The organism is Nocardia sp. NPDC050712 (assembly GCF_040654295.1).
In the GTDB taxonomy this organism is placed as follows: Bacteria; Actinomycetota; Actinomycetes; order Mycobacteriales; family Mycobacteriaceae; genus Nocardia.
This window is the reverse complement of sequence record NZ_JBFAHT010000005.1, coordinates 386,630-409,992: the sequence shown is the minus strand read 5'-3', so window position 1 is coordinate 409,992 and position 23,363 is coordinate 386,630. Positions and strand designations below refer to the sequence as shown.

Below are 23,363 nucleotides of genomic sequence, written 5' to 3'. Positions count from 1 at the left end.
AACGCCACTACGCTAGGAGCTCCACCGGGGTGGAGGTTCAACACGTTGTGACAGACGACATACAAGTGAGCATCGGGGAATTGGCGCGCCGCACCGGACTCGCGGTGCGCACGATCCGGTTCTATTGCGACGAAGGACTTCTCGAAAGTCACCGCAGCGCGGGCGGGCATCGCCTGTTCGAGGCCGGCCGCGCCACGGAACGACTGCTGCTGGTGCGACGGTTGCGCGCACTCGGGCTCGGGCTGGCTTCGATCGCCGAGGTGCTGCGCGAAGAGCGATCGATCGCCGAGGCCATTGACGCCGAAAGCGCGCGGCTCGATATCGAATTTCGGTCGATAGCGTGGCAGCGGGCGTCCTTGCGGGCGGTCGGGGCGGCTCCCCCGGCGCAGCGGGCGGCGCGCTTGGCGTTGCTGGCCGACGCGCAGGACGGCGATGCGGCATACGACTGTCTCGTGCGGTTCTGGAAACAGATCCTCACTCCGATTTCGGGCCGTGACGTCGGCGCCTGGCTCTGCGGGAATGTTCCGGAGCCGCCCGCCGACCCTTCCGTCGAGACGGTTGTCGCCTATGCCGAGCTGACCGCCCTCGCCGCCGCTCCCGGCATGAGCACAACTGTGCGGCAACAACTCTGGCGGGCGCAGCCGCACCTGATCCGCGACCCGCAGGGGCTGTACGACCGAATGGGCGAGCTCATGATCGACGTGGCAGCCCTGGTCTCGGCGGGCATCCGGCCACATGCCGGTAGTGAACTCGACCGCTTCGTCGACGCCCACGCCCGTGCGCGCGGCGAGCGCGACTCGCCTCGGTTCCGCGAGCAATTGCTGACCGGCGCCACCGATACCGACCCTCGGATTCATCGCTACTGGACCCTGACCGAGCAGCTCCTCGGCACCCGTCTCATCGTGGGGCCTGTTCATCACTGGCTTTACGCCGCGCTCGCCCACACCACCGGGACTTCGCAGGTGGTGCTCGATCGACCAGGGGGTTCGTAACAGTGGCCGGTTCTACGGCGGTGCTGTCGCACAGTTTCGACGGGATCTTCTATCGCATCCGGACGACATCGTTCGAGGTCCGCTACATCATCAGCGCCGGCGAAGACCCCGAGCAGGTCGAGAACGTCGATGTCGAGGTGCACCTTCCCGACGGAAGCCGCTGGAGCGCGACGATGTTCACCATCAGGGAGGTGGAGCGGCTGATGGCGCGCTGGTCGACGACCGGAGAGTGCGTGGGCGGCTCGTACTTCTGGTGCGGCGACGGCGTCATCGTCCGCGATCCCGGCGTCAGCGCCATGACCGCGGTGCTGATCGGGCTGCACGACGACGAGAATGCGCTCACCGACGTTCTGCGGCCTCTCGGCGACTAGCGGTGCAATCTCACGAGGTTCGCATGCCGAAACCCTCGGTCAGCAAGACCAATTCGGCAATCCGCCGTCTTTTGGTGGGGTTGCTACAGCGCCCATATAGTCGCTGACGTCGATATTTCTTGATTGCTCTGCTGGGGTGCGCATGACTGTGGTGGACGAACCGGTCGCAGAGGTCCGGTCGCGCCGCAGGCGATGGTGGCTGTCGGTTCTGGCATTCGTCTCGGCGCTGATTGTCGCTGCCGCGGCGGTGGTGGGGTGGGTGGCGCTTCGGGAGCCGCCCAGGTCGCCGGAGGACCTCGCCCGTGCGGAATTGCAGTCCGCGCAATTGGCGTTGGTCAACGCGGCCGGTGCGCATTACACCGGCCGGTTCACCGCTGCCGATGGCACGAGCGTGGGGCTGGATTTGCGCGTCACGAATGTGGGTGATGCGACCGGGACTTTCGAATTCGCTCCGGGGAAAGTGCTGACCTATCTGCGGATCGAAGAGAAGACGTTCATGCGCGGCGATCGGGCGGCCTTGCTGGCGGACGGTGCCGGCGAGAACGCCGCCACCATGGCGGCGGACCTGCAAATTCTGCGGCCTTCGGGATTCCACGACATCGACGTGGCCCGCACCCTGAAGCCCGCGAGCCTCGGGTTCGGCCTCGATCCCCTGGCCGACATGAGGCAGCCGATCCGGTTGGGCTCCCCCAGCGACGACCGATCCACCACTGTCATCAGCGACACGGTGACCACCTATCTCGTCGCGGGCACGGCCGATCGGATCGTCCTACCCAACTTCGACCTCCGCGTCTCGCTGCTGAGCGCGGTCGAGGTAGCCGACTTCTACCGCGACATCCGGCCTACGGTGGCCGCATTACACGAGGCGTGGGATAGCGAGACGACGCTCGAGTCCGAGCTGGGCTGGAGCGATCCGTGCGGGACGTCCTGCACCGCCGAGGCGAAAGTGAAGTCCACTCCGACTCCTTTCACCAAGATCACCACTCCGGGCGTGACATCGCCGGTCCCGAACATCTTCGTCTGGTACCGCATGGAATTCGTGATCGGCGGCGAGCCCGCGCCAGAGTCCGACTGTTCCGGCATCATCGAGATGACCGGCCACGGACTATTTACCATCCCTTGCGGTTTCACCCGACCTGCTACCTCGGCCGCGACCGTAACTCTGCGCGGCCACCCCGTGCTGGGCCACGCCCGCGCCGACGCGCTGCTCCGCGTTATGGACAACCGCGCCGAACGGAGCCGCGCCAAATCCGGCTGCCCGATCGACTCGCTGATCGGCTCACCGAAGAATCCCGGCTGCTAGGACATATCCCAGCCATTCACTCCTAGGCCGGAACCGGGCGCGTCTTGTCGGTCGCCAGCAGGACGGCGACGACGCCGAGCATGGTGCCGGTGATCCAGCGTTGTGCCCGCATCCAGAGGGGGCGGCCGGTCAGGAAGGCCGCGAGCGTGGCGGCGCCTAGGACGATCAAGCCGTTGACGGTCAGGGCGATGCCGATTTGGGTGGCGCCCAGGATCAGGCTCTGCAACCAGACCTGGCCCTGTTCCGGGGTCACGAATTGCGGGATCAGCGCCATGTAGAGGATGGCGATCTTGGGGTTGAGCAGGTTGGTGAGCAGGCCCATCGTGAAGAGCCGGCGGGTGGAGTCGGGCGGCAGATCGGAGGGCTCGAAGACGGAGAGGCCGCCGCGCAGCGTCTTCCACGCCAAGTACGCCAGGTACGCCGCGCCGGCCAGTTTCATCGTCAGGTACAGGCCGGGCACGACCGCGAAGATCGCGGTGATCCCGATGGTGGCGGCCACGAGATACGCCACGAAGCCGACGGCGACGCCCGCGAGCGAGACCAGACCCGCACGCCGGCCCTGGGAGATGGTGCGCGACACCAGGTACACCATGTTCGGACCTGGCGTCAGCACCATTCCGAGTTCGAGTGCCGCCACTCCCAACACCGCCGTGAGTTCGATCATGGTCTCATCCTCGGTTACGGCGGCATATTTCGCGAACCAGTTCCGGCGCACTGGAGCGGTGGCCGGGGTTTCCGCTAGCCTCGGCTCTCGTGCCGACGCCCCCGATCGACCCGTATGCCGACGGCCTGCTCGAGGTCGGCGACGGAAACCAGGTGTACTGGTGCACCAGTGGCAACCCGGCGGGGCGAGCGGCGCTGATCGTGCACGGCGGGCCGGGTAGTGGGAGCAGCCCGCGGGCGCGGAAGACGTTCGATCCCAACGTCTTCCGGATCGTGCAATTCGATCAGCGCGGGTGCGGGCGAAGCGTTCCGAGCGCCGCTGACCCGGACACCGACATGGCGGTGAACACCACCGAGCACCTGATCGCCGATATGGAGCGGCTGCGCACCCACCTCGGCATCGACCGCTGGCTGCTGTACGGCGGATCCTGGGGGTCGACGCTCATCCTCGCCTACGCCGAGCGCTACCCGGAGCGGGTTACCGGGATCGTCTTGGTCGGCGTCACCAGCACCCGCCGGCGCGAGATCGACTGGCTGTATCGCGGTGTCGGACGGCTGCTACCCGCCGAGTGGCAGCGATTCCGCGCCGCGCTGCCCGGCGACGGCGACCCGGTCGAGGGCTACCGGCAGCTGCTGGAACACCCGGACCCCACAGTCCGCGAGAACGCCGCGATCGAGTGGTGCCGCTGGGAGGACGCGGTGATCGCACACGAATCCCTGGGCAGTCCAGGTCAATACAGCGCCAGACCGGACAACGCCATGCTCGCTTTCGTCCGCATCTGCACGCACTACTTCGCGCACGCGGCATGGCTCGACGAAGGCGTGCTGCTGCGCGAGGCCGGGCGGCTGGCCGGTATCCCCGGCGAATTGATCCACGGGCGCCTCGATCTCAGCGCGCCACTCGAAACTGCCTGGGAACTCGCGCAGGCCTGGCCGGATGCTCGGCTGCACGTCATCGACGACTCCGGTCACACCGGCAGTCCCGCCATGGGCGAGGCGGTCATCCGCGCCGTCGCCCGCTTCGCGGACTCCTGAGAACCGAACCGGCTACTCGAATTCACCACCGCCACTGAATAGTTCGCTCGGTGAGGAAGTCGAGCGAGTAGACCCGATGGTCGATCCCGTCCCGGGTTCGGATCACCCAGTCCCCGCGCCTGCACCAGTCGACATCGGCTTGCGTCACCCCGCGACGGGCCATTTCCGCGTCGAAGGCGTCATCGTCAACGTCCTCGTCCGCCCATCGGAGGAATTCGGCGACCCGATCCGAACGCTCGGCCCGATCAGCATCGACATCCTCGATCGAGCCGGTGGCCCATGGCGTTTCGTACCCGTACCCGACGATCGAGCCGACAAGGTCCTGATTCCGGTACAGGTGCATGGGGGTGCGCAAATCCATGAACCGAGGCTACTCGAGGCTCGCCACCAGTAGCGCTCGGCCGCAGCTGAAGATTTGCCGGACCGCGCAGGCAGTCTTAGGGCGAGCGGGCAACGCTACCGCCGGAACCCGCCTAGTTTGGTAGCCTTGCCGCCGGAACGGCGAGCTGAACGGTGGGGATCGAATAATGCGGTGGGACAAGATGTTCGGAATCTGGCGGCCGGGCCTGATCCTGTTCTGCGCCTTGGGGGTTGCGGCTTGTGGCGCCGGTGATGATGGGTCCGCGGCGCCGAGTCCCTCGGTAACCATCACGACGGCCGCACCGTGGTCGGCGACCACACCCACTCCGGCGCAGACCACGGTGGCTGCCCCGGCCGAGGCGAGCCGGTTGATCGGTGCTTGGCGATCGGTGAAAGACCCCACCGAGGTCCGGACCTTCAACGCGGACGGCACCACCACCGACCAGGCCGGCAACTCCACGCCCTGGCGGGCCCGCTGGGACTGGGTGACGCCGGGGAGCGTGCCCCGGATCCCCGCGGCCGTCGATCGGCCGGTCCTGCGGTTGATCACCATCGACGAAGCCGGGACGCCGGTGTCCGCCCCGATGTTCTATTACGGCGTCACCTTCTCCGACTCCGACTCGCTCTCGCTCGTCTACTTCGACGGCATCGGTCCCCCACTGGATTTCACTCGCGTCAACGCGTGAGCACTCAGTCGAGACAGAACTCGTTGCCCTCGATGTCCTGCATCACCAGGCACGATTCGTTGACCCCGTCGGCCCGGAGCAATCGCACACGGACCGCGCCGAGCGGCACCAGCCGTGCGCATTCGGCCTCGAGTGCCGCCTCCCGCTCGTCCCCTACCAGCCCGGTGCCGACCCGCACGTCGAGATGCACCCGATTCTTGACAACCTTGCCTTCGGGAACGCGCTGGAAGTACAGGCGCGGGCCGACACCGGCGGGGTCGACGCATGACGAACCCTTGTGCTCGTACCCCAGCACCTCGCACCAGAAGCGAGCGAGCCGCTCGGGTTCCGCGCAGTCGAAGGTGACTTGGACTGTTCTGACCGATGCCATCGGTCCACCATAGCCCGCCCCTATTTGATCGCGACGGGACTGATCGGCGTGCCCACCGCACCGGGAATCCGCAAAGCCGGTGCGCACAGCAAGAATTCGTAAACACTGTCCTCGGCGCAGTCCCGGCCGAGCGCTTCCAGATCCCAGATCTCGCCGAGCGGCATGCCCATGTCGCGCAGCGCGAGCATGTGCAGCGGCATCAGGACGCCGTCCTCGGGGATCAGGACCTCGACGGCCGGGTTGTCGACCGCGACGGCGGCGATCTCGTTCTCGTGCAACCACTCCGCGCACCGCCAGCTCAGCCCGGGACTACCGGCGAACCATTCGGAGTGCTTGCGGTTCTCGAGAAAGCTTGTCCACCAACCGGTTCGCACCAGCACGATGTCGCCACCGGCGAAATCGACGCCCTGCGCGTCCGCGACCGCCTGCAATTCCCGCGGCGTGATGACGCTGCTCGCCTCGAGCCGGGCCACATTCCGATGCCGGGCGACATCGAGCAGCACTCCGCGGCCCACCACACCGCCGCGCTCGGCGACCTGCTCGATCCCGAGCTTGGTCGCGCCGAAACTGGTGACGGCGGCGGCCGGGATGCCGTTGTAGAGCAGCCCGTCGTAGTAGATGTGCGAGAGCGCGTCCCACTGGGTGGCCGCCTGCAACGGCATCATGATGTAGTCGTCGTTGAACCGCATCGGCCCGTTCGCGTACATGGCCGCGACCTGCGCTTCGCTGCGCCCGCCCCAGCCGCCGAGCAGCTCCGCGAAGTTCGCGTCGCCACCGTCCACGGCCATCAGGTGGATCGGATTGCGCCGGAACCCGCTCGCACCCTGCGGCCCGTAGGCATCGAAGGGAATGCCGAGCGCGATCGCCCGCCCCTGCCGGGCGCACCCGGCCGCCGCGGCGAGCCGGGCGGGGGTGATCAGGTTCAGCGTCCCGAGCTGGTCCGCCGCACCCCATCGCCCCCAATTGCGCACCTTCTCAGCGACTTCACGCCACGCCTCGGTCACCGGCCACCTCCACTTCGACAGTGCGAACGATTGTCGTCCGCCACCGTCGCGCCGACAAACACCCATCCCGCAGGGAGAGACCACTATTCGTACAACTCCTCGATGACCGCCGCATAGTCACCGGCGATGGGCTTGCGCCGGAGCTTGTTGGTCGGAGTCAGGTGCGGACTCCCCGGCTCCCACACCTCCGGCAACACCGCGAACTTCTTGATCTGCTCGACCCGCGACAGCTTCGCGTTCGCGGCGTCGACTCCGGATTGCAGGGTCTCGCGCACGCGCGGGTGGCGCGCGAGCGCGGCGATCGAGGTGTCGGGGATGCCGTTTCTGGTGGCGAAGGCCGCGACGGCGTCGGGGTCGAGGCAGATCAGTGCGACGTTGTAGGGCCGCGCGTCGCCGATCGCCACCGCGGTGCCGATGAGCGGACCGTATGCGGTCAGCGCGTTCTCGATATTGGCCGGCGACATGTTCTTTCCAGCCGCGTTGATGAGGAGTTCCTTCTTGCGGTCGACGATCTTCACATAGCCTTCGTCGTCGATCTCGCCGATGTCACCGGTGTGCAGCCAGCCGTCGGCGTCGATGGCCTCCGCGGTCTTCTCGGGGTCGTTGCGGTAGCCGCGCATCACCATGGGGCCTCGCACCAGCAGTTCACCATCGGCGGCGATGCGGACTTCGGCCCCCGGGACCGGCGCGCCGACCGTGCCGAGTTTGATCCGCTCGGGCCGGCTCACCGAAGCGGCGGCGGTGCATTCGCTCATGCCCCAGCCCTCGCAGAGCAGCACACCGAGCCCGAGCATGAATTCGTGCACCTCGACGGGAATCGGCGCGGCGCCGGTGATGCCCATGCGCAGGCGATCCATGCCGAGTTTCGCGCGCACCCGCGCCAGCACGAGCCGGTCGGCCAGCGCGAACCGCACCGCGTCGATCGGCCCCGGCGGCCGCCCCGCCGACGCCGCCCGGGCACGCGCTCGGCCGACGCCGATCGCCCAGTGCGCCAAACGCTTCCGAAGGGGACTCGGCTCGTTGTCGATCGTCGCCTCGAGCGCGGCCTTGAGCTTCACCCAGAGCCGGGGCACACCCAGGAAGACCGTGGGCCGGACCTCGATCAGCGCGGGCAGGATCAGGGCCATGTCCGCGACCGTGGTGATCTGCACGCCGAACAGCAAGCTGCTGTAGTGGGCGAGCCAGCGGTTGGCGGCATGCGCGTCCGGCAGATAGGAGATGACCCGGTCATCCGAACTCATACCGCCGAATTCCGTGACCACGCGCGCGTTTTCGATGAAATTGCGGTGGGTCAGCTCGACACCCTTGGGCGGGCCGGTGGTGCCGGAGGTGTAGACGATGGTCAAGAGATCGTCCGGGCCGATCGAGGGCCAGACCGCGTCGAAATCGAAGCCCGCGGCCGGTGCGGCCACCACCTCGTCGAGGGTGCGCACGTCCTCGTCCGCGCCGTCGACGCACACCACGTGCTCGACCTTGCCGCCCAGTCGTCGCGCCGCCTGCACCGTCGCGAGGAACTGCCGCTCGCAGATCACCACTCGATTGCTTGCGTTCTCGAACAGGTAGGCCAGCATTTCGGCCGGATTGGTGTTGTACATCGAGAACGGTGTCGCGCCGGTGTGCAGGATCGCGGTGTCGCAGAGATGGAATTCGGGCCGGTTGGTGAGCATGAGCGCGACCGTGTCCCCGCGGCCGACGCCGAGACCGGCCAGACCGGCGGCGATGGCCCGCACCCGATCCGAATACTGCCGCCAGGTGACAGTGACGGCGTCACCACTGGTGCGCAGTGCCACCGCATCCGGAGACACCCGCACGGTTTCCTGGAATGCCGCGCACAGGGTGGCGGGCTGGGCGACTATGGGGCGATTCGTCATTCCGAGCGTCCTCGTCTTCGAAGATGTTCTTGTACAGGGTGATTCGGCGCCCCGGCCGGGCCGCGCGACTGGCAGCCCGGATGCTGTTGATCCTCAAGCTGTTTCGGTACCGGTCGCCGAGATGGCTCGGGCCAGTTCCCGGGCCAGGGCTACCACCTCATCGGTGGCATCGAGGTGCGGGCAGTGGCCGACGCCCTCGAGCACGACCAGGCGGCTGCCCGGCACGGCGGCGGCCAGGTTCCGGCTGCCCTGGCCGGCCACCAGGCGGTCGCGGGTGCCGTGCACCACGATCGTGGGGCAGCCGATAGTGCGCACGGCGGCCACTGCCGCCACGTCGGAGACGTAACCGATACCGATAGAGACCAATTCGCGCCGCTCGATCGAGCCGAGTTCCGCGAGCAGCAGGCCGACCAGCGCCGGATCGGCTGGCGACCGGCCGTAGAGCACTCGGCCCACGAGCCGAACCGCGACGCGGTCGCGCACCGCACGCGGCAGCGGCAGCGGCAGCGCGGCCAGCGCCGCCAAGGGCCGCCCGCGACCGATCAGCGCCGCTCGCACCAGCGGCGTCCACTGATCGGTCGCCGTGCCGAGCGCCAGCAGCCCACCCACCGGCAGGCCGGGGACCGTGTCGAGCAGCCGCACACAGGTGGCCGCGCCGAGCGAATTACCCACCAGCACAACCGGGGTGGCCGCACCGTGCCTGGCCACCACGTCGGCGAGGAACCGGACCAGTTGCGGCAGCCGAGGACCCGCCGCGAGCGGGTCGGCCGCGCCGAAGCCCGGCAGATCGACGGCGACAGCCGGCTGACCGGCCTGCTCGCACCGTGCCAGCACCGGCTGCCAGCACGGCGCGGGGGTGCCGAAACCGTGCACCAGCACCAGTGTCGGCCCCGCGCCCTGGACATACAGTTCGCGAGTGCGATATCCGGCGTAGACCGCACGCCGCTCGCGGGGCATTACTCCGCCTTGGCCCAGTGGTCCAGCTGACCGGGCAGCTTGTCCAGCAGCCAGGGTCCGTCGGTCTCGACGGTTTCCTTGGAGTTCCAGCCCTGCAGCAGCGACACCGCCCCGCCCTGCACCGCCATCACCTTGCCCGTGAGCGGGCAATCGGCACCGGCCAGGTACACCACGATCGGCGCGATATTGGCCGGGCTGAACGCGTCGAACTCGCCCTCGGGCACTTCTTCGGCGAACATCGCGCCCATACCCGGCGTCGCCAGGGTCAGACGCGTACGGGCCACGGGCGCGATGGCGTTCACCCGCACGCCATAGCGCTCCAGCTCGGCCGCGGCGACCTCGGTGAGTGCGGCGATCCCCGCCTTGGCCGCACCGTAGTTGGCCTGGCCCGGGTTCGGCATGAAGGTGCCCGACGCGGACGCGGTATTGATCACCGCGGCATTGACCTTCTTGCCCGCCTTGGTCTGCGCCTTCCAGTAGGCGGCGGCGTGGCGCAGCACCGAGAAATGGCCCTTGAGATGGACCGCGATGACCGAATCCCATTGCGCCTCATCCATGCTCGCGATGAAGCCGTCGCGCAGGATGCCCGCGTTGTTCACCACGATGTCGAGGCCGCCGAACTCCGCGATGGCCTGATCGACCAGTCCTTCCGCCCCGGCCCAGGTGGCGATGTTGTCGGTGTTGGCGACTGCCCGGCCACCGGCGGCGACGATCTCGTTCGCCACCTCCTGCGCGGGGCCGGCGTCGGCCCCGCTGCCCTCGTTGCTGCCGCCGAGGTCGTTGACGACCACGCTCGCGCCCTCGCGGGCCAGCAGCAGCGCGTGCTCACGGCCGATCCCGCGGCCGGCACCGGTGACCACGGCGACCCGGTTCTCCAATGAACCCATGTGCTTCTCCGTCTGTGTGAAAGGAAAGGTGAAGTGGCTCAGCCGAGCAGCTCGGCGAGCTTGTCCAGGCTGGTGACGAGCTCCTTGGTGGAGGCGCGCTCGATCGCGCCGCCGATGGCGCCCACCATCATCTGGCTGATGAACTCGGTGTCCAGGGTGGCCACCGACGCGTCGGGCCCCTTCGCCTCGACGGTCAGGGTGAAGCTGATCTTCGCGCCGGCCATGCCGACACCGGAGAACGTGGTGCTGTTGGGGGCGTCGTACTTATCGACGGTGAATTCGATGGTGTTGGCCATGCCCATGATGGTCAGCACCTCGGACAGCGTGGCGCCCTGCGCGAGCTGGGCCGGCGGCTCCGACTTCCACTTGGTGTGTACCGTCATCCACTCTTCGAAGCGGCGCGGGTCGGACAGCACCGCCCACAGCTTGTCCTGCGAGACGGGGAATTCCTTGGAAGCGTGGGACTTTGCCATAGTTCGTACTCCTGATGTTGTGGGGTCGATCGAAGGTGGTTCAGCGTTCGGCGGAGCGGTACGCGGTCACGAAGGACGCGCCGCCGAGGCCGATGTTGTGCGCCAGTGCCACACCGGATTCGGTGGCGGCCGAGGCCACCTGGCGCGGCCCGGCTTCGCCGCGCAGCTGCCAGGTCATCTCGGCACACTGCGCCAGGCCGGTCGCGCCGAGCGGGTGCCCTTTGGAGATCAGACCGCCGGAGGGGTTGACCACCCAGCGGCCGCCGTAGGTGGTGTCGCCGTTGTCGACGAGCTTGTGGCCCTCCCCCTCGGCCGCCAGGCCCAGCGCCTCGTAGGTGAGCAACTCGTTCGGGGCGAAGCAGTCGTGCAGTTCGATGACGTCGACGTCCTCGGGCCCGATTCCGGCCTGCTCGTACACCTTTCGCGCTGCCAGGGCGGTCATGTCGACACCGACCAGCGCGCGAGCGGTCTTGGCGCCGAAGGTCGAGGGCAGGTCGGTGACCACGGCCTGGCCGACGATCTCCACGGCGCGGTCGCCGAGCCCGTGCTGCTCGACGAAGCGCTCACTGGCCAGCACGGCGGCGGCGGAACCGTCGGAGGTGGGCGAGCACATCAGCCGGGTCAGCCCGAGCGGCTCGTAGACCATCTTGGCCTGCTGGATCTGCTCCAGGCTGTACACGTCCTGGAACTGCGCGTACGGGTTGTTCGCCGAGTGCCGGTGGTTCTTCTCGGCGATCTTGGCGTGATGCTCGGGGGTGGAGCCGTAGTGCTGCATGTGCTCCACGCCTGCCGCGCCGAACATCCACGGCGCCACCGGCATCGCGAATTCCCGCAGCTCGGCCAGGGCCTGAATGTGGTTCATCAGCGGCTGTTCCCGGTCGTTCCACTGCGACTCCAGCGAACCGGTCTGCATCTTCTCGAAGCCGAGGGCCAGCGAACAGTCCGCGAAACCGCCCGCGATGGCGCGGGCCGCGAGATACAGCGCGGTCGAACCGGTGGAGCAGTTGTTGTTGACGTTCACGATCGGAATGCCGGTGATGCCGAGCTCGTAGATCGCGCGCTGGCCGCTGGTCGAGTCGCCGTAGCAATAGGCGGCCACGGCCTCCTGCACCGCGCTGAACTCGAGTCCGGCGTCCGCGAGCGCCTTGGTGCCGGATTCCTTGGCCATGGCCGGGTAGTCCCAGCCTTCCCGGCGGCCCGGTTTCTCGAACTTCGTCATGCCGACACCGACGACGAAAACTCTGTTGGACATGAGGGTGCTCCTGAAAGTTGGTGCGGCTCAGGCGGTGGCGAACTCGGCCAAGCCGTCGGTGATGAGGATTTTGCCGGGCTTCTCGTCGCCGGCGGTCTCGTAGGCGTAGACCTCGCGGTCGCCGAGCACGCCCTTGTTCCAGACGGTGCTGGTGATGGTCTCCTGCGGCAGACCGGGTTTGGTCAATCGCACCGCCAGCCGCTTGAGCCGCGCCGGATCCCGCGGGCTGATCCGGGTGAGCAGCGCGTGCGAGGTGAACGCGATCGTGCAGAGACCGTGAATGATGATGCCGGGCAATCCCATCGCGCGAGCGAACTCGTCGTCGAGGTGGATCGGCATCGGATCACCGGCGGGTTCGGCGTAGCGGAAAGTCTGGTCCGCGTCGAAACACTGCACCGTGGTGAAGTCCGGCTCGCGCGTCCGCAAGGCTTCGTCGAACCCGTGCTCGGGACTGGCGACGCCGACCGAGCCCTCGAACCGCCCGCCCCGGAAGAACCCGATGAAGTACTGCTCGTTGACCAGATCCCCACGATCGCTGCGGGTTTCCATCAGCGTGGTCACCACGACACCGGACGCCTTGCCCTCGACGCCGATCGGTTTGGCCCGCACCGACAGGGTCTCCCCCGGCTCGATCGGCCGGTGCAGCCGGAAATCGTGCTCGCCGTGCAGAATTCGCAACATCAGCTCATCCGGCACGACCGCCATGGTGGCGTCGGCCATCAGCGCCGTCGCGGGCACCACCGCGAACACCGGCGGCGCGTAGGTGCCGTCCAGGTGCTGCGCAATGGGATCGTTGGTGGCCTGGGCGTACGCGATGGTCCGCTCGGCGTCGACCTTGAATTGCTGCTCCTCGCCCCAAACATCGAGACGGTCGAGGTTGAATCCCTCGTTGTCGGCCACGGCTGTGTCTCCTGTGCGCATTGTCGGCTTTGACTGCATCCGACGGTAGGGAGCGAGCCCCCGGCCCCGCAGTGACCGAACCTCTCCGCGGCTTGACCGAACCGCTCAACCGTCGGCCCGCGCGGCCCGCGCCGGTTGGTACGGTCGGCCCGTGCCCACCTCCGACGCCGACAACACCCTGCCCATCGCACGGGTCCGTGCCCTGGCCGAACTGGCCGCGCGGCGCGGCTGGGACGTGGAGAGCCTGCTGACCGAGGCGGGCATCGCACCGGTATTGCTGTCGGAGGAACGCTCCCGCGTCACCTGGACGCAGACCGCGGAACTGGTCCAGCGACTGTGGCGCAGCACCGACGACGAACTGCTGGGCCTGGGTTTGCAGCCGGTTCCGCGCGGCACCTTCCGGCTGGTCTGCTTCGGCCTGATCAGCGCCCCGACCCTCGGCGCGGGCATCCGGCGCTACGAGAGCTTCGGCCGGTCACTGCCCGGATTCCCGGCGATGACCCTCACCGAGAGCGGGGACGAAGCGCGGCTGGACTTCGATCTCAGCGGCATCAAGCACCCGCTCGCCATCCTGATCGACACCATGCTGGCCATCAGTCACCGGTTCCTCGGCTGGATGATCGGCGGCCGGATACGACTGCGCCGGGTCGAGCTGTCCTACCCGCGGAACCCGGACTTCGACGACTACGACGTCCTGTTCGGCGCGCCCGTGAGCTTCGAGGCCACCCGGCCGGCGCTGGTGTTCGACCGTGTCCAGTTGACGGCGCCGGGCGTCCGCACCGAGGAGGACCTGACCGTCTTCCTGCGCGACGCGCCCGCCGGCGTGCTCGGCATCCGCAGCTACTCGGTATCCCTGGCCGCGCAGGTGCGGCGCATTCTGCAACGCGGGCTCACCGACGGCTGGCCCAGCGTCGACGACATCGCGCACGAGTTGCTGATGAGCCCGCAGACCCTGCGCCGCAAGCTCCAGGAGGAGAACACCACCACGCGCGAGATCCGCGAGGAGATTCTGCGCGACGCGGCCATCGCCGGCCTGGTGCGCGGTGAGGAGACCGTGGCCGCGCTCGCGCATCGGCTCGGCTTCTCCGAACCCAGCGCCTTCTCTCGCGCGTTCCGCCGCTGGACCGGCAGCCCGCCGCGGTCGTATCAGCATCCCGCGGCGGACTGAGCGAACCGGTCAAGTACACGGTCGGCCGGGTCATTGGCCCGGGTCCGAGACCGACTTAGCGTCACAGCAGAGCCGACAAGAACAGAGGAGTTCACTCGTGGCCCTGCATCGATCGCCGTGGATGTACGAAAACCTGGACGCGCTGCGAGATCTCGCACGCCAGTTGCCGACCCGCATCGCGAAGAGCCTGTAGGAGAATCGACATGGGACCACTACAGGGCGTCAAAGTCATCGAGATGGCCGGGCTCGCGCCCGCGCCGTTCGGCTGCATGATCCTCGCCGATCTGGGCGCGCAGGTGCTGCGCATCGATCGGGGCGGAGCACCGACTCCGGGCCTCACCCCGCCGGCGGGTCCGCTGGACCGCGGCAAGCACTCCATCGCGTTGAACGTCAAAGACCCGGCCGACCGGGAAACGCTCTACGCGCTGATCGAGCAGGCCGATGTGTTCGTCGAGGGCTACCGGCCCGGCGTCGCCGAACGCCTCGGCATCGGGCCGCGCGATCTCGCCGCCCGCAATCCCCGCCTGATCTACGGCCGGATGACCGGCTGGGGTCAGGACGGTCCGCTCGCGCCCCGCGCCGGGCACGACATCAACTACATCGCCATCTCCGGCGCACTCGACCTGGTCGGCCGCGAACGTCCGGTACCACCGGCCAATATGATCGGCGACTTCGCCGGTGGCGGAATGCTTTTGGCGCTCGGGGTGATCTCCGCACTGTACGAGCGGGCCCAGTCGGGCAAGGGCGAGGTGGTGGACGCGGCGATGGTCGACGGATCCGCGCTGTTCACCGCGTTCATGCACGGCATGCACAACGTGGGCCTCTGGAACGCCCCGCGCGGGCAGAATCCGCTCGACGGCGGCGCGGCCTTCTACGATACCTACGAGTGCGCCGACGGCAAGCACGTCGCCGTCGGCTGCGTCGAAACGCAGTTCTACGCCGAACTTCTCACCGTTCTCGGGATCGACGACCCGGAGTTGCCGTTCCAGCACGACCCCGGCGGGTGGCCCCGCCTCAAAGCGGTACTCGGCGCGAAGTTCAAGGAGCGGCCGCGCGACGAGTGGGCGCGGCTGTTCGCCGACTCCGACGCCTGCGTGAGCCCGGTGCTGAGCCCCTGGGAAGCGCACGAGCATCCGCACAACCGGGCCCGCGGCGCCTTCATCGAAATCGACGGTGTCCGCCAGCCTGCCCCGGCTCCCCGCTTCAGCCGCGCCGCCACCACCGTCCCGGCCGGGCTGTCCAAAGATCCTGAACAGATCCGAACCCTGTTGTCCGACTGGGGAGTAGACGCAGACGCGATCGCACGGGTCACCGGCTGACGGCAGCGGATTCGGGGCCGCCGTCTTCGCGATGGCGGCCCCTGCCGCTAGACGCCGGACCAGTACTGCTCACACAGAACCAGCGCGGCTGCTCCAACCAATCCGGATCGCTGACCGAGCCGAGCGGGCAGGACCCGGAAGTGCTGTGCGTATTCCATGCGCAGGTGTTTGCGCAGCGCCGTTTCGAGTGGGTCGAGCAGCGGCGGGCCCGCCTGGGAAAGTCCGCCGCCGATCACCACCAGATCCAGGTCGCACAGTTGCGCGGCGGACGCGACGGCGACGCCCAGTGCCCGACCGGCGCGGTGCAGTGCGGCCAGCGCGATCGGGTCGCCGCGGCGGGCATCTTCGGACAGTTCGACTCCGGTGGCTCGCGTTCTACTGCGCCAACCCTGCGCCTGCGCCCAGGCCACCACAGCGGGGCCGCTGGCGATGGCTTCCGCGCAGCCCTGGCCACCACAGGTGCAGACGGGTCCGTCGGGTTCCACCACGACGTGACCGATGTGGCCGGCGTTGCCGGACGCCCCGTCGACCAGGCGGCCGCCGAGAATCAGCCCGCCCCCGACACCGGTCGACACGACCATGCCGAGCACGTTCCCGGCGCCTTGCACGGCGCCTTTCCAGTGCTCGCCGACAGCGACGCAGACGGCGTCGTTGTGCAGGCGCACCGGTATGCCCGGAAACCGGTCACACAGTCGCCTACGCAGTGGAAACTGTTGCCAGGCCGGAATATTCAGCGGTGAGACGGTGCCATCGGACCAGTTCATCGGTCCGCTGCAACCGATGCCGATCCCGTCCGGGGTCGAGCCGAAGTCGGCGAGCACCTTGTCCAGCAGGGTGCCGAGTCCGGCCCACAGCTCTGCCGCGGTGGATCGCGTGGGTTCCCGGTAGTAGCTGGACACGGTGCCGTCGGCGTCGACGATCGCCGCCGCCGTCTTGGTACCGCCGATGTCGATCGCCAGCACGGCAGCAGGGCGGCCGGAATTCATTTCGGTTCCCGGCGCGATCCGGCTATCCCGAAGAGGATCAGCCCAGCACCCAGGGCGGCGGCGATCCCGAGTGCGATATCGGCGAGGAGCAGTTTGCGCTCGCTGTCATTCAACCGTTCCAAGGTCGTCGTCACCGCGGCGTCGCTGCTGGAAACCTTCGTGACCGTCAGGGGAATCTCACCCAACCCCAATTCGGCGGCGTCCTCGATGGATATCGACGTAGATTGCACTGTATCGATATTCATAATCACGCCGAAACGCTTGTCACTGATCAGTTCCGTTCGGTTGTGTACCCGATAATCGACTCGCAGTGCCTCGGGTAACGAGTCCAGCTTTTCCGCCGGTACCCCCAACGCGACGAGCGCCGCCTTCGGAACGGTGTTTCCGTCACCCTGGAAGCGGAACGAAACCAGCGCTTGCAACTTGCCCCGCAGGCCTTCGTCCGCGATTTCACCGGTCGCGTCGACGACGTTCCGGAGCCCGGAGCGCCCGTGAAACGTCACCGGCCCTTGATAGTTCAGCGGTTGCGCCGATCGCGTGTAGGTGTCGTAGAGCGTCTGGTCGCCGCCCTCCTCGCCGGGTGGTAGCGCGAAGGTCACACCACCCTGCTGGTCTTCGACGCGGGTGTAGCCGAAGGGTGCCACCTGCCGCATGGTCCGGCGATCGATGGCATAGGTGTGCGAGTCGGTCAGGGACGGCGCCGCGCCGTCCACACGCGGATGCGGGTAGGTCTTCGATTTCATCGTGATGATCGCGCGATTTCCCTTTACCGCGATCACCGAGACGGTTCGCTCGACGTCCACAGGTTTGGGTTGCGCCACGTTGTTCGGATCGATGTGCGTCTGGATGGATCCGGTCAATACGCCGGTGCCCGTGAAATCGGCGGGCAATTCGGCGAGTTCGGGCATGCCGACGAACTTGCCCAGGATCGATCCGGCGAGAATTACGGCGCCGGCACAGTAGATGTACGTCGATGTACGTCGGTTCATAAGGGTGCTTTCGACAGCGTGGAAGCGGAATCCGGAACTGGTTCGACGGTAGGGAGCCCGACCGGACCCCTGCGATGACCGAACCTTCCTGCGCATTGACCGAAACGCTCACCCTCGATCCGGGCCGTCGTCCGGATTGGTAGGTTCGGCCACGTGCTCCCCTCCGATGCCACGGCCACCCTGCCGATCGCACGGATGCGCGCCCTGACGGAACTGGCGCGGGTGCGCGGCTGGACGGTGCCGGATCACCTGACCGGGGCGGGGACCACGCCGGTCCGGTCCCCCGCGGGGGATCTGGTCCTTACCTGGGCGCAGGCCGGCGAGCTGGTCCGGCACCTGTGGCGGACCACCGACGACGAACTGCTCGGCCTCGGGCCGGGCCCGGTGCCGCGTGGCACCTTCCGGATGATCTGCTTCGGGTTGGGCAGCGCGCCGGACCTGCGCTCGGCCCTGCGGCGGTTCGAGAGCTTCGAGCGCTCACTGCCCGGGTTCCCGCCGATCAGGCTCACCGAGACCGCGGACGAAGCGCGGTTGACCTTCGATATCAGCGGCGTGGCACAACCGATGGGCACGATGACCGACGCCCTGCTCGCCATGACCTATCGCTTCCTCGGGTGGACGGTCGGCGAGCGGATACGGCTGCGGCGACTCGAAGTGCCGCATCCGCGGGACCCCGAATTCGACGACTACGACGCCGTCTTCGGTGCGCCCGTGCGCTTTTCGGCTTCGGCGCCGGTGCTGGTCTTCGATGCTCAGCAGCTGGATCTGCCGCCCGTGCGCACCGAGGACGAGCTGCTGGCGTTCCTGCGCAGCGCCCCGGCGGGCATCATCGGCGTCCGCGACTACTCGGTCTCCCTGGCCGCACAGGTCCGGCGGATTCTGGAATACGGTCGCGCCGACGGCCGGCCCCGGGTCGCGGACATCGCGCGGGAACTCCTGATGAGCCCGCAGACTCTGCGCCGCCGCCTGCACGAGGAACTCACCAGCCCCCGCGAGATCCGCGAGCAGATCCTGCGCGACGCGGCCGTCGCGAGCCTGCTGCGCGGCGAGGAGACCGTCGCCGCGCTCTCCCGCCGGCTCGGTTTCTCCGAGCCCAGCGCGTTTTCGCGCGCGTTCCGCCGCTGGACCGGGAGCTCGCCGGGGTCGTATCAGCGCCGGCGACCTGGACCAGATCCCAAAACCTAGCTACCCTAGGTTTTGGGCGGCCGCGACGGCCGCCCCGAGGAGAGGTCGGCAACGGTGCGATCAACAGGTGGTTTCCGCTGGGGAGTGGCGGGTTCGGCGTTCCAATCCGAGGGCGATCTACCGCCGTGCAACTGGCAGGTCTACCTCAGCGACGGGAAACATCCGGAGCGCGAGCCCTACCTGGAGGCCGTCGACTTCCGGCATCGCTACCGCGAGGACATCGCGCTCGCGAAGGGCCTCGGCGTGCGGGTCTTCCGGTTCGGTGTGAACTGGGCGCGGGTGGAACCGGCGCGCGGGCAGCGCTCCGAGGTGGGCTGGGCCTTCTACCGCGATGTCGTCGCCGCGATCCGCGAGGCCGGGCTGGAGCCGATGCCGACCCTGGACCATTTCGTCTATCCCGCATGGGTTCTCGACGACGGAGGGTGGGTGGCGGAGTCCACGATCGACCACTTCCTGGCCTTCGCGCGGACCGCGGTCGAGGAACTCGGCGCCTGCCCGTGGTGGCTGGTGTTCAACGAGCCCTCGTTCAACGTCCTGATGGAAACCGCGATGCGCGGCCTGTCCCCCGAGCAGGGCGCCACCATGGCCGCCAATCTCGTTGTGGCGCATCGGCAGGCGTACACCGCCATCAAGAACACCTATCCCGCGGCGCAGGTATCGAGCAACGAGGCGACCGGCAATATGCCGGAGGCCATGCGCATCCAGGCCGACGCGGCGTTCCTCGACCAGGTGGCCGAGGGCTACCTCGATTTCCTCGGACTCGACGTCTACTACCCCGACATCGATATCGAGGGCATCCAGCAGCTGGTTCAGGGCACGCCGTGGAATATTCCGCAGCCACCCGACGGAATCGGTTCTGTCGCAAGCTATTACGCGGCGCGATACCCGGATCTGCCGATCTTCATCATCGAGTCCGGGATGCCGACCGACGACGGTAAGCCCCGCGCCGACGGCCTGACCCGCAGCCGGCAGCTGTCCAACGTCGTGGCCTCGGTCGGCCGGGCGCGCGAGCGCGGGGTGCCGATCATCGGCCTGCTGTACTGGAGCCTCACCGACAACTACGAATGGGGCAGGTACCGGCCGCGTTTCGGCCTGTACTCGGTGGATGCCGTCGGCGACCCGGCGCTGACCCGCGTGCCGACCGACGCGGTCGAGACCTACCGCGACATCATCGCCACGACGGACTGGTAGCCGTCCATGCCCCCTCGCACTCGACGGGGTCCGTACGCCAAGGGCCTGGCCAGGCGCACCGAGATCCTGCACGCGGCGCTGGCCGCCTACGGCCGGGCCGATCACCAGCCGCCGTCGCTGAAACAGATCGCGGACACGCTCGACCTGACCGAGGCCGGGCTGCTGCACTACTTCGACAGCAAGGACCACATGCTGGTCGCGGTACTCCAGGCGCGCGACGACGTCGCGGGCGAATCCTTCGACCTGACCAGCTGGACGGGCATCTTCGCGGCCCTGCGCCGCACCTATGAAACCCCGGGCGAGGTCAAGCTCTTCGTCGACATGATGGTGGCGGCCGCCGACCCCGAACACCCCGCCTACGCATTCTTCACCGCCCGTGACGCGCGGATGCGCGTCCGGCTGCGCACTGTGCTCGGCCTGAGCGAGAGCGAGGACGATTGGTTGCCGCGCATCCTCGTGGCCGCACTCGAGGGCCTGCAAGTGCAGTGGCTGCGCGACCCCGAGACCGACATCCTCGCCGACATCGAACGCCTCGTGCGGCACCTGGTGCCCCGCGATGCCTGATTACCCGCTGAATACGCGCCGCACCGCCGCCGCGCACCGATTTCCGAGCCGCACCAATCGTTTTCGCGCGTGCTGGCGCCGACGCCTACGACAGCTGATACGGCGGGTGCTCGTCCCGCTCCAGCAGGCACGCCGCACCCAACTGGCGGCACTGCCCGTACCGCCCGGCGGCATCCTCTTCCTGGGCGACAGCATTACCGAGTTCGGCGTCTGGAGCGAATGGTTTCCCGGCGCACCCATCGTCAACCGCGGCGTCGCCGGGGAAACCACCGCGCAGGTGCTGCTGCGCATCGAGGACGCGCTCAACGAGCCCACGGCGGTCTTCCTGCTGATCGGCACGAACGACCTCACCGGGGCGGTGCCGACCGCCGACATCGTCGACAACCTGCGCAAGATGCTGCACGCCATCCGGACTCACGCACCCGGCGCTTCTGTCATCGTGCAGAGCATCATGCCCAGAGCCCTGGCCTACCGCGAAGAGGTCATCCACCTCAATCACCGCTACCGCGAACTGGTCGACGCCGTCGGCGCGAACGTCGCCTACCTCGACCTGTGGCCGGTGCTGGCTACGCCCGAGGGCACGCTGCGCCCGGAACTGACCGAAGACGGCCTGCACCTCAACGGCGCCGGATACCGCGCCTGGGTCCAGCTGCTACGCCCGATCGTCGACGACATACTCGCCTGATTCATTACCCGCCAACCGTTTTCAGCGGTTGCGCGGCCCACGGCGGTGACCTATCGTCATTTCATTGAATGAACGTTTAATCAATGAGGTGACATGGGCACTACCCGGGACGAACAGGCCGAGCAGCGCCGTACGGCCTTGATGGACGCGGCCCTCGCGGTTTTCGCCGCCAAGGGCGTCGACGGCGCGTCGATCAAGAACATCGCGGCCGAGGCGGGGGTCACTCCCGGCCTCGTCTATCACTACTTCGAGTCCAAGACCCATCTGGTCACGACGGTGCTGCGGGAACGGGGATTCGGGCCGCGGCTGCGGGAATTGCTGGCCGAGGCGGCGGACAAGCCCGCGACCGAGGTGCTTTCGCTGGTGGTCGGCGGCTTTCAGCAGGTCCTCGCCGACAACGCGCAGCTGGTCGAGCTGTTCTTCGGGGCGAGCCGGTCCAATGACGAGATCCACGCCGCCATGGGCGATTTCGTTCGCGACGGCCGAGCGATGCTGGCGGACTATCTGCGCTCCCGCGCCGAGGCGGGGGAATTGCGGCCGCACGACGCCGAGGTGGCGGCGACCGCGCTGTTCGCCACGGTGGCGATGGGTGTGCGCACCGCGACCCCGATCGATGCCGGGGAACTCGTGCGGATCGTGCTGCTCGGCACCCTGGTGCGCGAGGGCGATTTCCATGACTGAGCAGGTGCGCACGTGCTGCGTGGTCGGGGGCGGCCCCGCCGGAATGATGCTCGGACTCCTGCTGGCCAGGCAGGGCATCCGGGTGACGGTGCTGGAGAAGCACGCCGATTTCCTCCGCGACTTCCGCGGCGACACGATCCACCCGTCCACGCAGGAGCTGATCGCGGAACTGGGCTGGCTCAACGAGTTCCATCGGCTTCCGCATTCCCGGATGGACCGGGTCACCGCGGCGGTGGGCGGCAAGCCGGTGGTGCTCGCCGACTTCCGGCGCTTGAAGGTGCGCAGCCCGTTCATCGCGTTCCTGCCGCAGTGGGACTTCCTCGACTTCCTGGTCTCGAAAGCCACTGCCTACCCGAGCTTTCAGCTGCTCCGGCGGGCCGAGGTCACCGACTTGATCATCGAGGGGACAGCGGTCCGAGGGGTGCGGGCGCAGACGCCGGACGGCCCGATCACCGTCCGGGCGGATCTGGTGGTCGGCGCCGACGGCAGGCACTCCGCCGTCCGGAAGCGCAGCGCACTACCGCTGGCGGCGAGTTCGCCGCCGATGGACGTGCTGTGGTTTCGCCTGTCCCGCAGGGAAGCCGACCGGGTCGAGTTCTTCCAGGGCGGCAAGGGCGCGATGGTGGCCATCGATCGCGGCGACTACTGGCAGATCGCCTACACGATCCCCGCCGGCGCCTACGCCGAACTCCAAGAGCTCGGTATCGCCGAACTGCGCCGGCGGATATCGGTACTCGCCCCCGCGCTGAGCGACCGCGTGGACGAGCTGTCGGATTGGACTGCCGTGCACGAACTTTCGGTCCGTGTCGACCGCTTGACCACCTGGTATCGTGAGGGCCTGCTGTGCATCGGCGACGCCGCGCACGCCATGTCCCCGGCGGGCGGCGTCGGAATCAACCTGGCCATCCAGGACGCGGTCGCCACCGCGAACATCCTCGGACCGCGCCTGCGTGCGGGCACCCTCACCACCGGCGACCTCCGCCGCGTCCAGTCCCGGCGCGAACTGCCCGTCCGGCTGACCCAGGCCTTCCAGGTCGCCATCCTGCGTGACCTCTATCCGAAGACCCTGGACACCGGCACTCCCCCGCACCAGCCCTGGATCTTCCGCGCCTTCAACGCATTACCGCCCCTGCGCTATGCCATGGGCCGCTTCATCGGACTAGGCGTCCGCCCCGAAAGCATCGACCCGGCGACCACGCCAACGGAATTCACTCCCGCGCCGGAGGCGTGAGCAGGCCCGCGACCAAGGCGCGCAGTCCGCGCTCGTAGGTGTCCCGGGCGGCCGCGGTGACGTAGCGCTTGCCCAGGGCAATCTGCCGTGGGTCGTGCACATCTACGCGCTGACCTTCGGCGGATTTCTGCTCCTGGGTGGGCGCGCGGGTGATGTCTTCGGGCGCCGGCGGCTGTTCGTCGGCGGCCTGGTGATCTTCGGGCTGGCGTCGCACTCGGCATCGCCGCCGTGCTGATGGTG

Annotated in this window: 26 protein-coding genes; 13 read left to right on the top strand and 13 right to left on the bottom strand. The window is 68.2% G+C overall.

Annotated elements, in window-relative coordinates:
* The first annotated feature begins 80 nt into the window (after nucleotides 1-80).
* The 3 genes from AB0H76_RS34670 to AB0H76_RS34660 all read left to right on the top strand — a co-directional run bounded on the left by AB0H76_RS34670 (nucleotide 81) and on the right by AB0H76_RS34660 (nucleotide 2,666).
* A complete protein-coding gene (locus tag AB0H76_RS34670; RefSeq protein WP_357331300.1) occupies nucleotides 81-992 on the top strand; it encodes a MerR family transcriptional regulator in 912 nt (303 codons plus the stop codon).
* Nucleotides 993-994: 2 nt separating this feature from the next.
* Complete coding sequence (locus AB0H76_RS34665; protein WP_357331299.1) at nucleotides 995-1,363, top strand: hypothetical protein; 369 nt, start codon at nucleotides 995-997, stop codon at nucleotides 1,361-1,363.
* Between the two features lie 142 nt (nucleotides 1,364-1,505).
* Complete coding sequence (locus AB0H76_RS34660) at nucleotides 1,506-2,666, top strand: hypothetical protein (RefSeq protein ID WP_357331298.1); 1,161 nt, start codon at nucleotides 1,506-1,508, stop codon at nucleotides 2,664-2,666.
* A gap of 22 nt (nucleotides 2,667-2,688) precedes the next feature.
* Here AB0H76_RS34660 and AB0H76_RS34655 read toward each other — a convergent pair whose 3' ends face one another.
* A complete protein-coding gene (locus AB0H76_RS34655; protein ID WP_357331297.1) occupies nucleotides 2,689-3,330 on the bottom strand; it encodes a LysE family translocator in 642 nt (213 codons plus the stop codon).
* Between the two features lie 89 nt (nucleotides 3,331-3,419).
* On the opposite strand from AB0H76_RS34655, the gene pip reads away from it, so the two are divergent.
* A complete protein-coding gene (gene pip, locus AB0H76_RS34650) occupies nucleotides 3,420-4,364 on the top strand; it encodes a prolyl aminopeptidase (protein WP_357331296.1) in 945 nt (314 codons plus the stop codon).
* Between the two features lie 22 nt (nucleotides 4,365-4,386).
* Here the strand turns inward: pip and AB0H76_RS34645 are convergent, their stop codons facing one another.
* Nucleotides 4,387-4,725, bottom strand: a complete 339-nt coding sequence (locus tag AB0H76_RS34645; RefSeq protein ID WP_357331295.1) for a hypothetical protein — start codon at nucleotides 4,723-4,725, stop codon at nucleotides 4,387-4,389.
* 166 nt (nucleotides 4,726-4,891) lie between these two features.
* Between AB0H76_RS34645 and AB0H76_RS34640 the strand changes: the two genes are divergently transcribed.
* Nucleotides 4,892-5,410, top strand: coding sequence for a hypothetical protein (locus AB0H76_RS34640; RefSeq protein ID WP_357331294.1), 519 nt, complete (start codon nucleotides 4,892-4,894; stop codon nucleotides 5,408-5,410).
* 4 nt (nucleotides 5,411-5,414) lie between these two features.
* Here AB0H76_RS34640 and AB0H76_RS34635 read toward each other — a convergent pair whose 3' ends face one another.
* The 8 genes from AB0H76_RS34635 to AB0H76_RS34600 form a co-directional block, all read right to left on the bottom strand.
* Nucleotides 5,415-5,780: a VOC family protein gene (locus AB0H76_RS34635; protein WP_357331293.1), complete on the bottom strand. Its 366-nt coding sequence runs from the start codon at nucleotides 5,778-5,780 to the stop codon at nucleotides 5,415-5,417.
* Nucleotides 5,781-5,800: 20 nt separating this feature from the next.
* A complete protein-coding gene (locus AB0H76_RS34630) occupies nucleotides 5,801-6,784 on the bottom strand; it encodes a cyclase family protein (protein ID WP_357331292.1) in 984 nt (327 codons plus the stop codon).
* An 83-nt stretch (nucleotides 6,785-6,867) separates the two neighbouring features.
* Nucleotides 6,868-8,655, bottom strand: a complete 1,788-nt coding sequence (locus tag AB0H76_RS34625) for an AMP-dependent synthetase/ligase (RefSeq protein WP_357331291.1) — start codon at nucleotides 8,653-8,655, stop codon at nucleotides 6,868-6,870.
* Nucleotides 8,656-8,748: 93 nt separating this feature from the next.
* Nucleotides 8,749-9,612, bottom strand: coding sequence for an alpha/beta hydrolase (locus tag AB0H76_RS34620; protein WP_357331290.1), 864 nt, complete (start codon nucleotides 9,610-9,612; stop codon nucleotides 8,749-8,751).
* Nucleotides 9,612-10,499, bottom strand: coding sequence for an SDR family oxidoreductase (locus AB0H76_RS34615; RefSeq protein WP_357331289.1), 888 nt, complete (start codon nucleotides 10,497-10,499; stop codon nucleotides 9,612-9,614). The genes AB0H76_RS34620 and AB0H76_RS34615 overlap by 1 nt, the downstream gene beginning before the upstream one ends.
* A gap of 38 nt (nucleotides 10,500-10,537) precedes the next feature.
* Entirely contained in the window at nucleotides 10,538-10,972 is a 435-nt protein-coding gene (locus AB0H76_RS34610) for an SRPBCC family protein (protein ID WP_357331288.1), read from the bottom strand.
* A gap of 40 nt (nucleotides 10,973-11,012) precedes the next feature.
* Nucleotides 11,013-12,224: a lipid-transfer protein gene (locus AB0H76_RS34605; RefSeq protein WP_357331287.1), complete on the bottom strand. Its 1,212-nt coding sequence runs from the start codon at nucleotides 12,222-12,224 to the stop codon at nucleotides 11,013-11,015.
* Nucleotides 12,225-12,251: 27 nt separating this feature from the next.
* Nucleotides 12,252-13,124 carry a MaoC/PaaZ C-terminal domain-containing protein gene (locus tag AB0H76_RS34600; protein ID WP_357331286.1) on the bottom strand — a complete coding sequence of 291 codons (873 nt, stop codon included), beginning with the start codon at nucleotides 13,122-13,124 and terminating at the stop codon, nucleotides 12,252-12,254.
* 151 nt (nucleotides 13,125-13,275) lie between these two features.
* Here AB0H76_RS34600 and AB0H76_RS34595 point away from each other — a divergent pair, with 151 nt between their 5' ends.
* Entirely contained in the window at nucleotides 13,276-14,292 is a 1,017-nt protein-coding gene (locus tag AB0H76_RS34595) for an AraC family transcriptional regulator (protein ID WP_357331285.1), read from the top strand.
* Nucleotides 14,293-14,489: 197 nt separating this feature from the next.
* On the top strand, nucleotides 14,490-15,611 hold the full coding sequence (locus AB0H76_RS34590; RefSeq protein WP_357331471.1) for a CaiB/BaiF CoA-transferase family protein: 1,122 nt from the start codon (nucleotides 14,490-14,492) through the stop codon (nucleotides 15,609-15,611).
* Nucleotides 15,612-15,658: 47 nt separating this feature from the next.
* Here the strand turns inward: AB0H76_RS34590 and AB0H76_RS34585 are convergent, their stop codons facing one another.
* Together AB0H76_RS34585 and AB0H76_RS34580 are read right to left on the bottom strand one after the other, a co-directional pair.
* On the bottom strand, nucleotides 15,659-16,597 hold the full coding sequence (locus tag AB0H76_RS34585; protein ID WP_357331284.1) for an ROK family protein: 939 nt from the start codon (nucleotides 16,595-16,597) through the stop codon (nucleotides 15,659-15,661).
* Nucleotides 16,594-17,586, bottom strand: a complete 993-nt coding sequence (locus AB0H76_RS34580) for a porin PorA family protein (RefSeq protein ID WP_357331283.1) — start codon at nucleotides 17,584-17,586, stop codon at nucleotides 16,594-16,596. Before AB0H76_RS34580 ends, AB0H76_RS34585 begins: the two co-directional genes overlap by 4 nt.
* Before the next feature lie 153 nt (nucleotides 17,587-17,739).
* Here AB0H76_RS34580 and AB0H76_RS34575 point away from each other — a divergent pair, with 153 nt between their 5' ends.
* The 6 genes from AB0H76_RS34575 to AB0H76_RS34550 all read left to right on the top strand — a co-directional run bounded on the left by AB0H76_RS34575 (nucleotide 17,740) and on the right by AB0H76_RS34550 (nucleotide 23,123).
* Nucleotides 17,740-18,771, top strand: coding sequence for an AraC family transcriptional regulator ligand-binding domain-containing protein (locus AB0H76_RS34575; protein ID WP_357331282.1), 1,032 nt, complete (start codon nucleotides 17,740-17,742; stop codon nucleotides 18,769-18,771).
* Nucleotides 18,772-18,825: 54 nt separating this feature from the next.
* A complete protein-coding gene (locus tag AB0H76_RS34570) occupies nucleotides 18,826-19,962 on the top strand; it encodes a family 1 glycosylhydrolase (RefSeq protein ID WP_357331281.1) in 1,137 nt (378 codons plus the stop codon).
* 6 nt (nucleotides 19,963-19,968) lie between these two features.
* Nucleotides 19,969-20,526 carry a hypothetical protein gene (locus AB0H76_RS34565; RefSeq protein ID WP_357331280.1) on the top strand — a complete coding sequence of 186 codons (558 nt, stop codon included), beginning with the start codon at nucleotides 19,969-19,971 and terminating at the stop codon, nucleotides 20,524-20,526.
* A 106-nt stretch (nucleotides 20,527-20,632) separates the two neighbouring features.
* The gene (locus AB0H76_RS34560) at nucleotides 20,633-21,211 is read left to right on the top strand and encodes a GDSL-type esterase/lipase family protein (protein WP_357331279.1); all 579 of its coding nucleotides are present in this window, start codon (nucleotides 20,633-20,635) and stop codon (nucleotides 21,209-21,211) included.
* A 93-nt stretch (nucleotides 21,212-21,304) separates the two neighbouring features.
* Entirely contained in the window at nucleotides 21,305-21,892 is a 588-nt protein-coding gene (locus AB0H76_RS34555) for a TetR/AcrR family transcriptional regulator (protein WP_357331278.1), read from the top strand.
* Nucleotides 21,885-23,123, top strand: a complete 1,239-nt coding sequence (locus tag AB0H76_RS34550; protein WP_357331277.1) for an FAD-dependent oxidoreductase — start codon at nucleotides 21,885-21,887, stop codon at nucleotides 23,121-23,123. Before AB0H76_RS34555 ends, AB0H76_RS34550 begins: the two co-directional genes overlap by 8 nt.
* Here the strand turns inward: AB0H76_RS34550 and AB0H76_RS34545 are convergent.
* Entirely contained in the window at nucleotides 23,101-23,337 is a 237-nt protein-coding gene (locus AB0H76_RS34545) for a hypothetical protein (protein ID WP_357331276.1), read from the bottom strand. The two genes, AB0H76_RS34550 and AB0H76_RS34545, sit on opposite strands and share 23 nt — an antisense overlap.
* Between the last annotated feature and the right edge of the window lie 26 nt (nucleotides 23,338-23,363).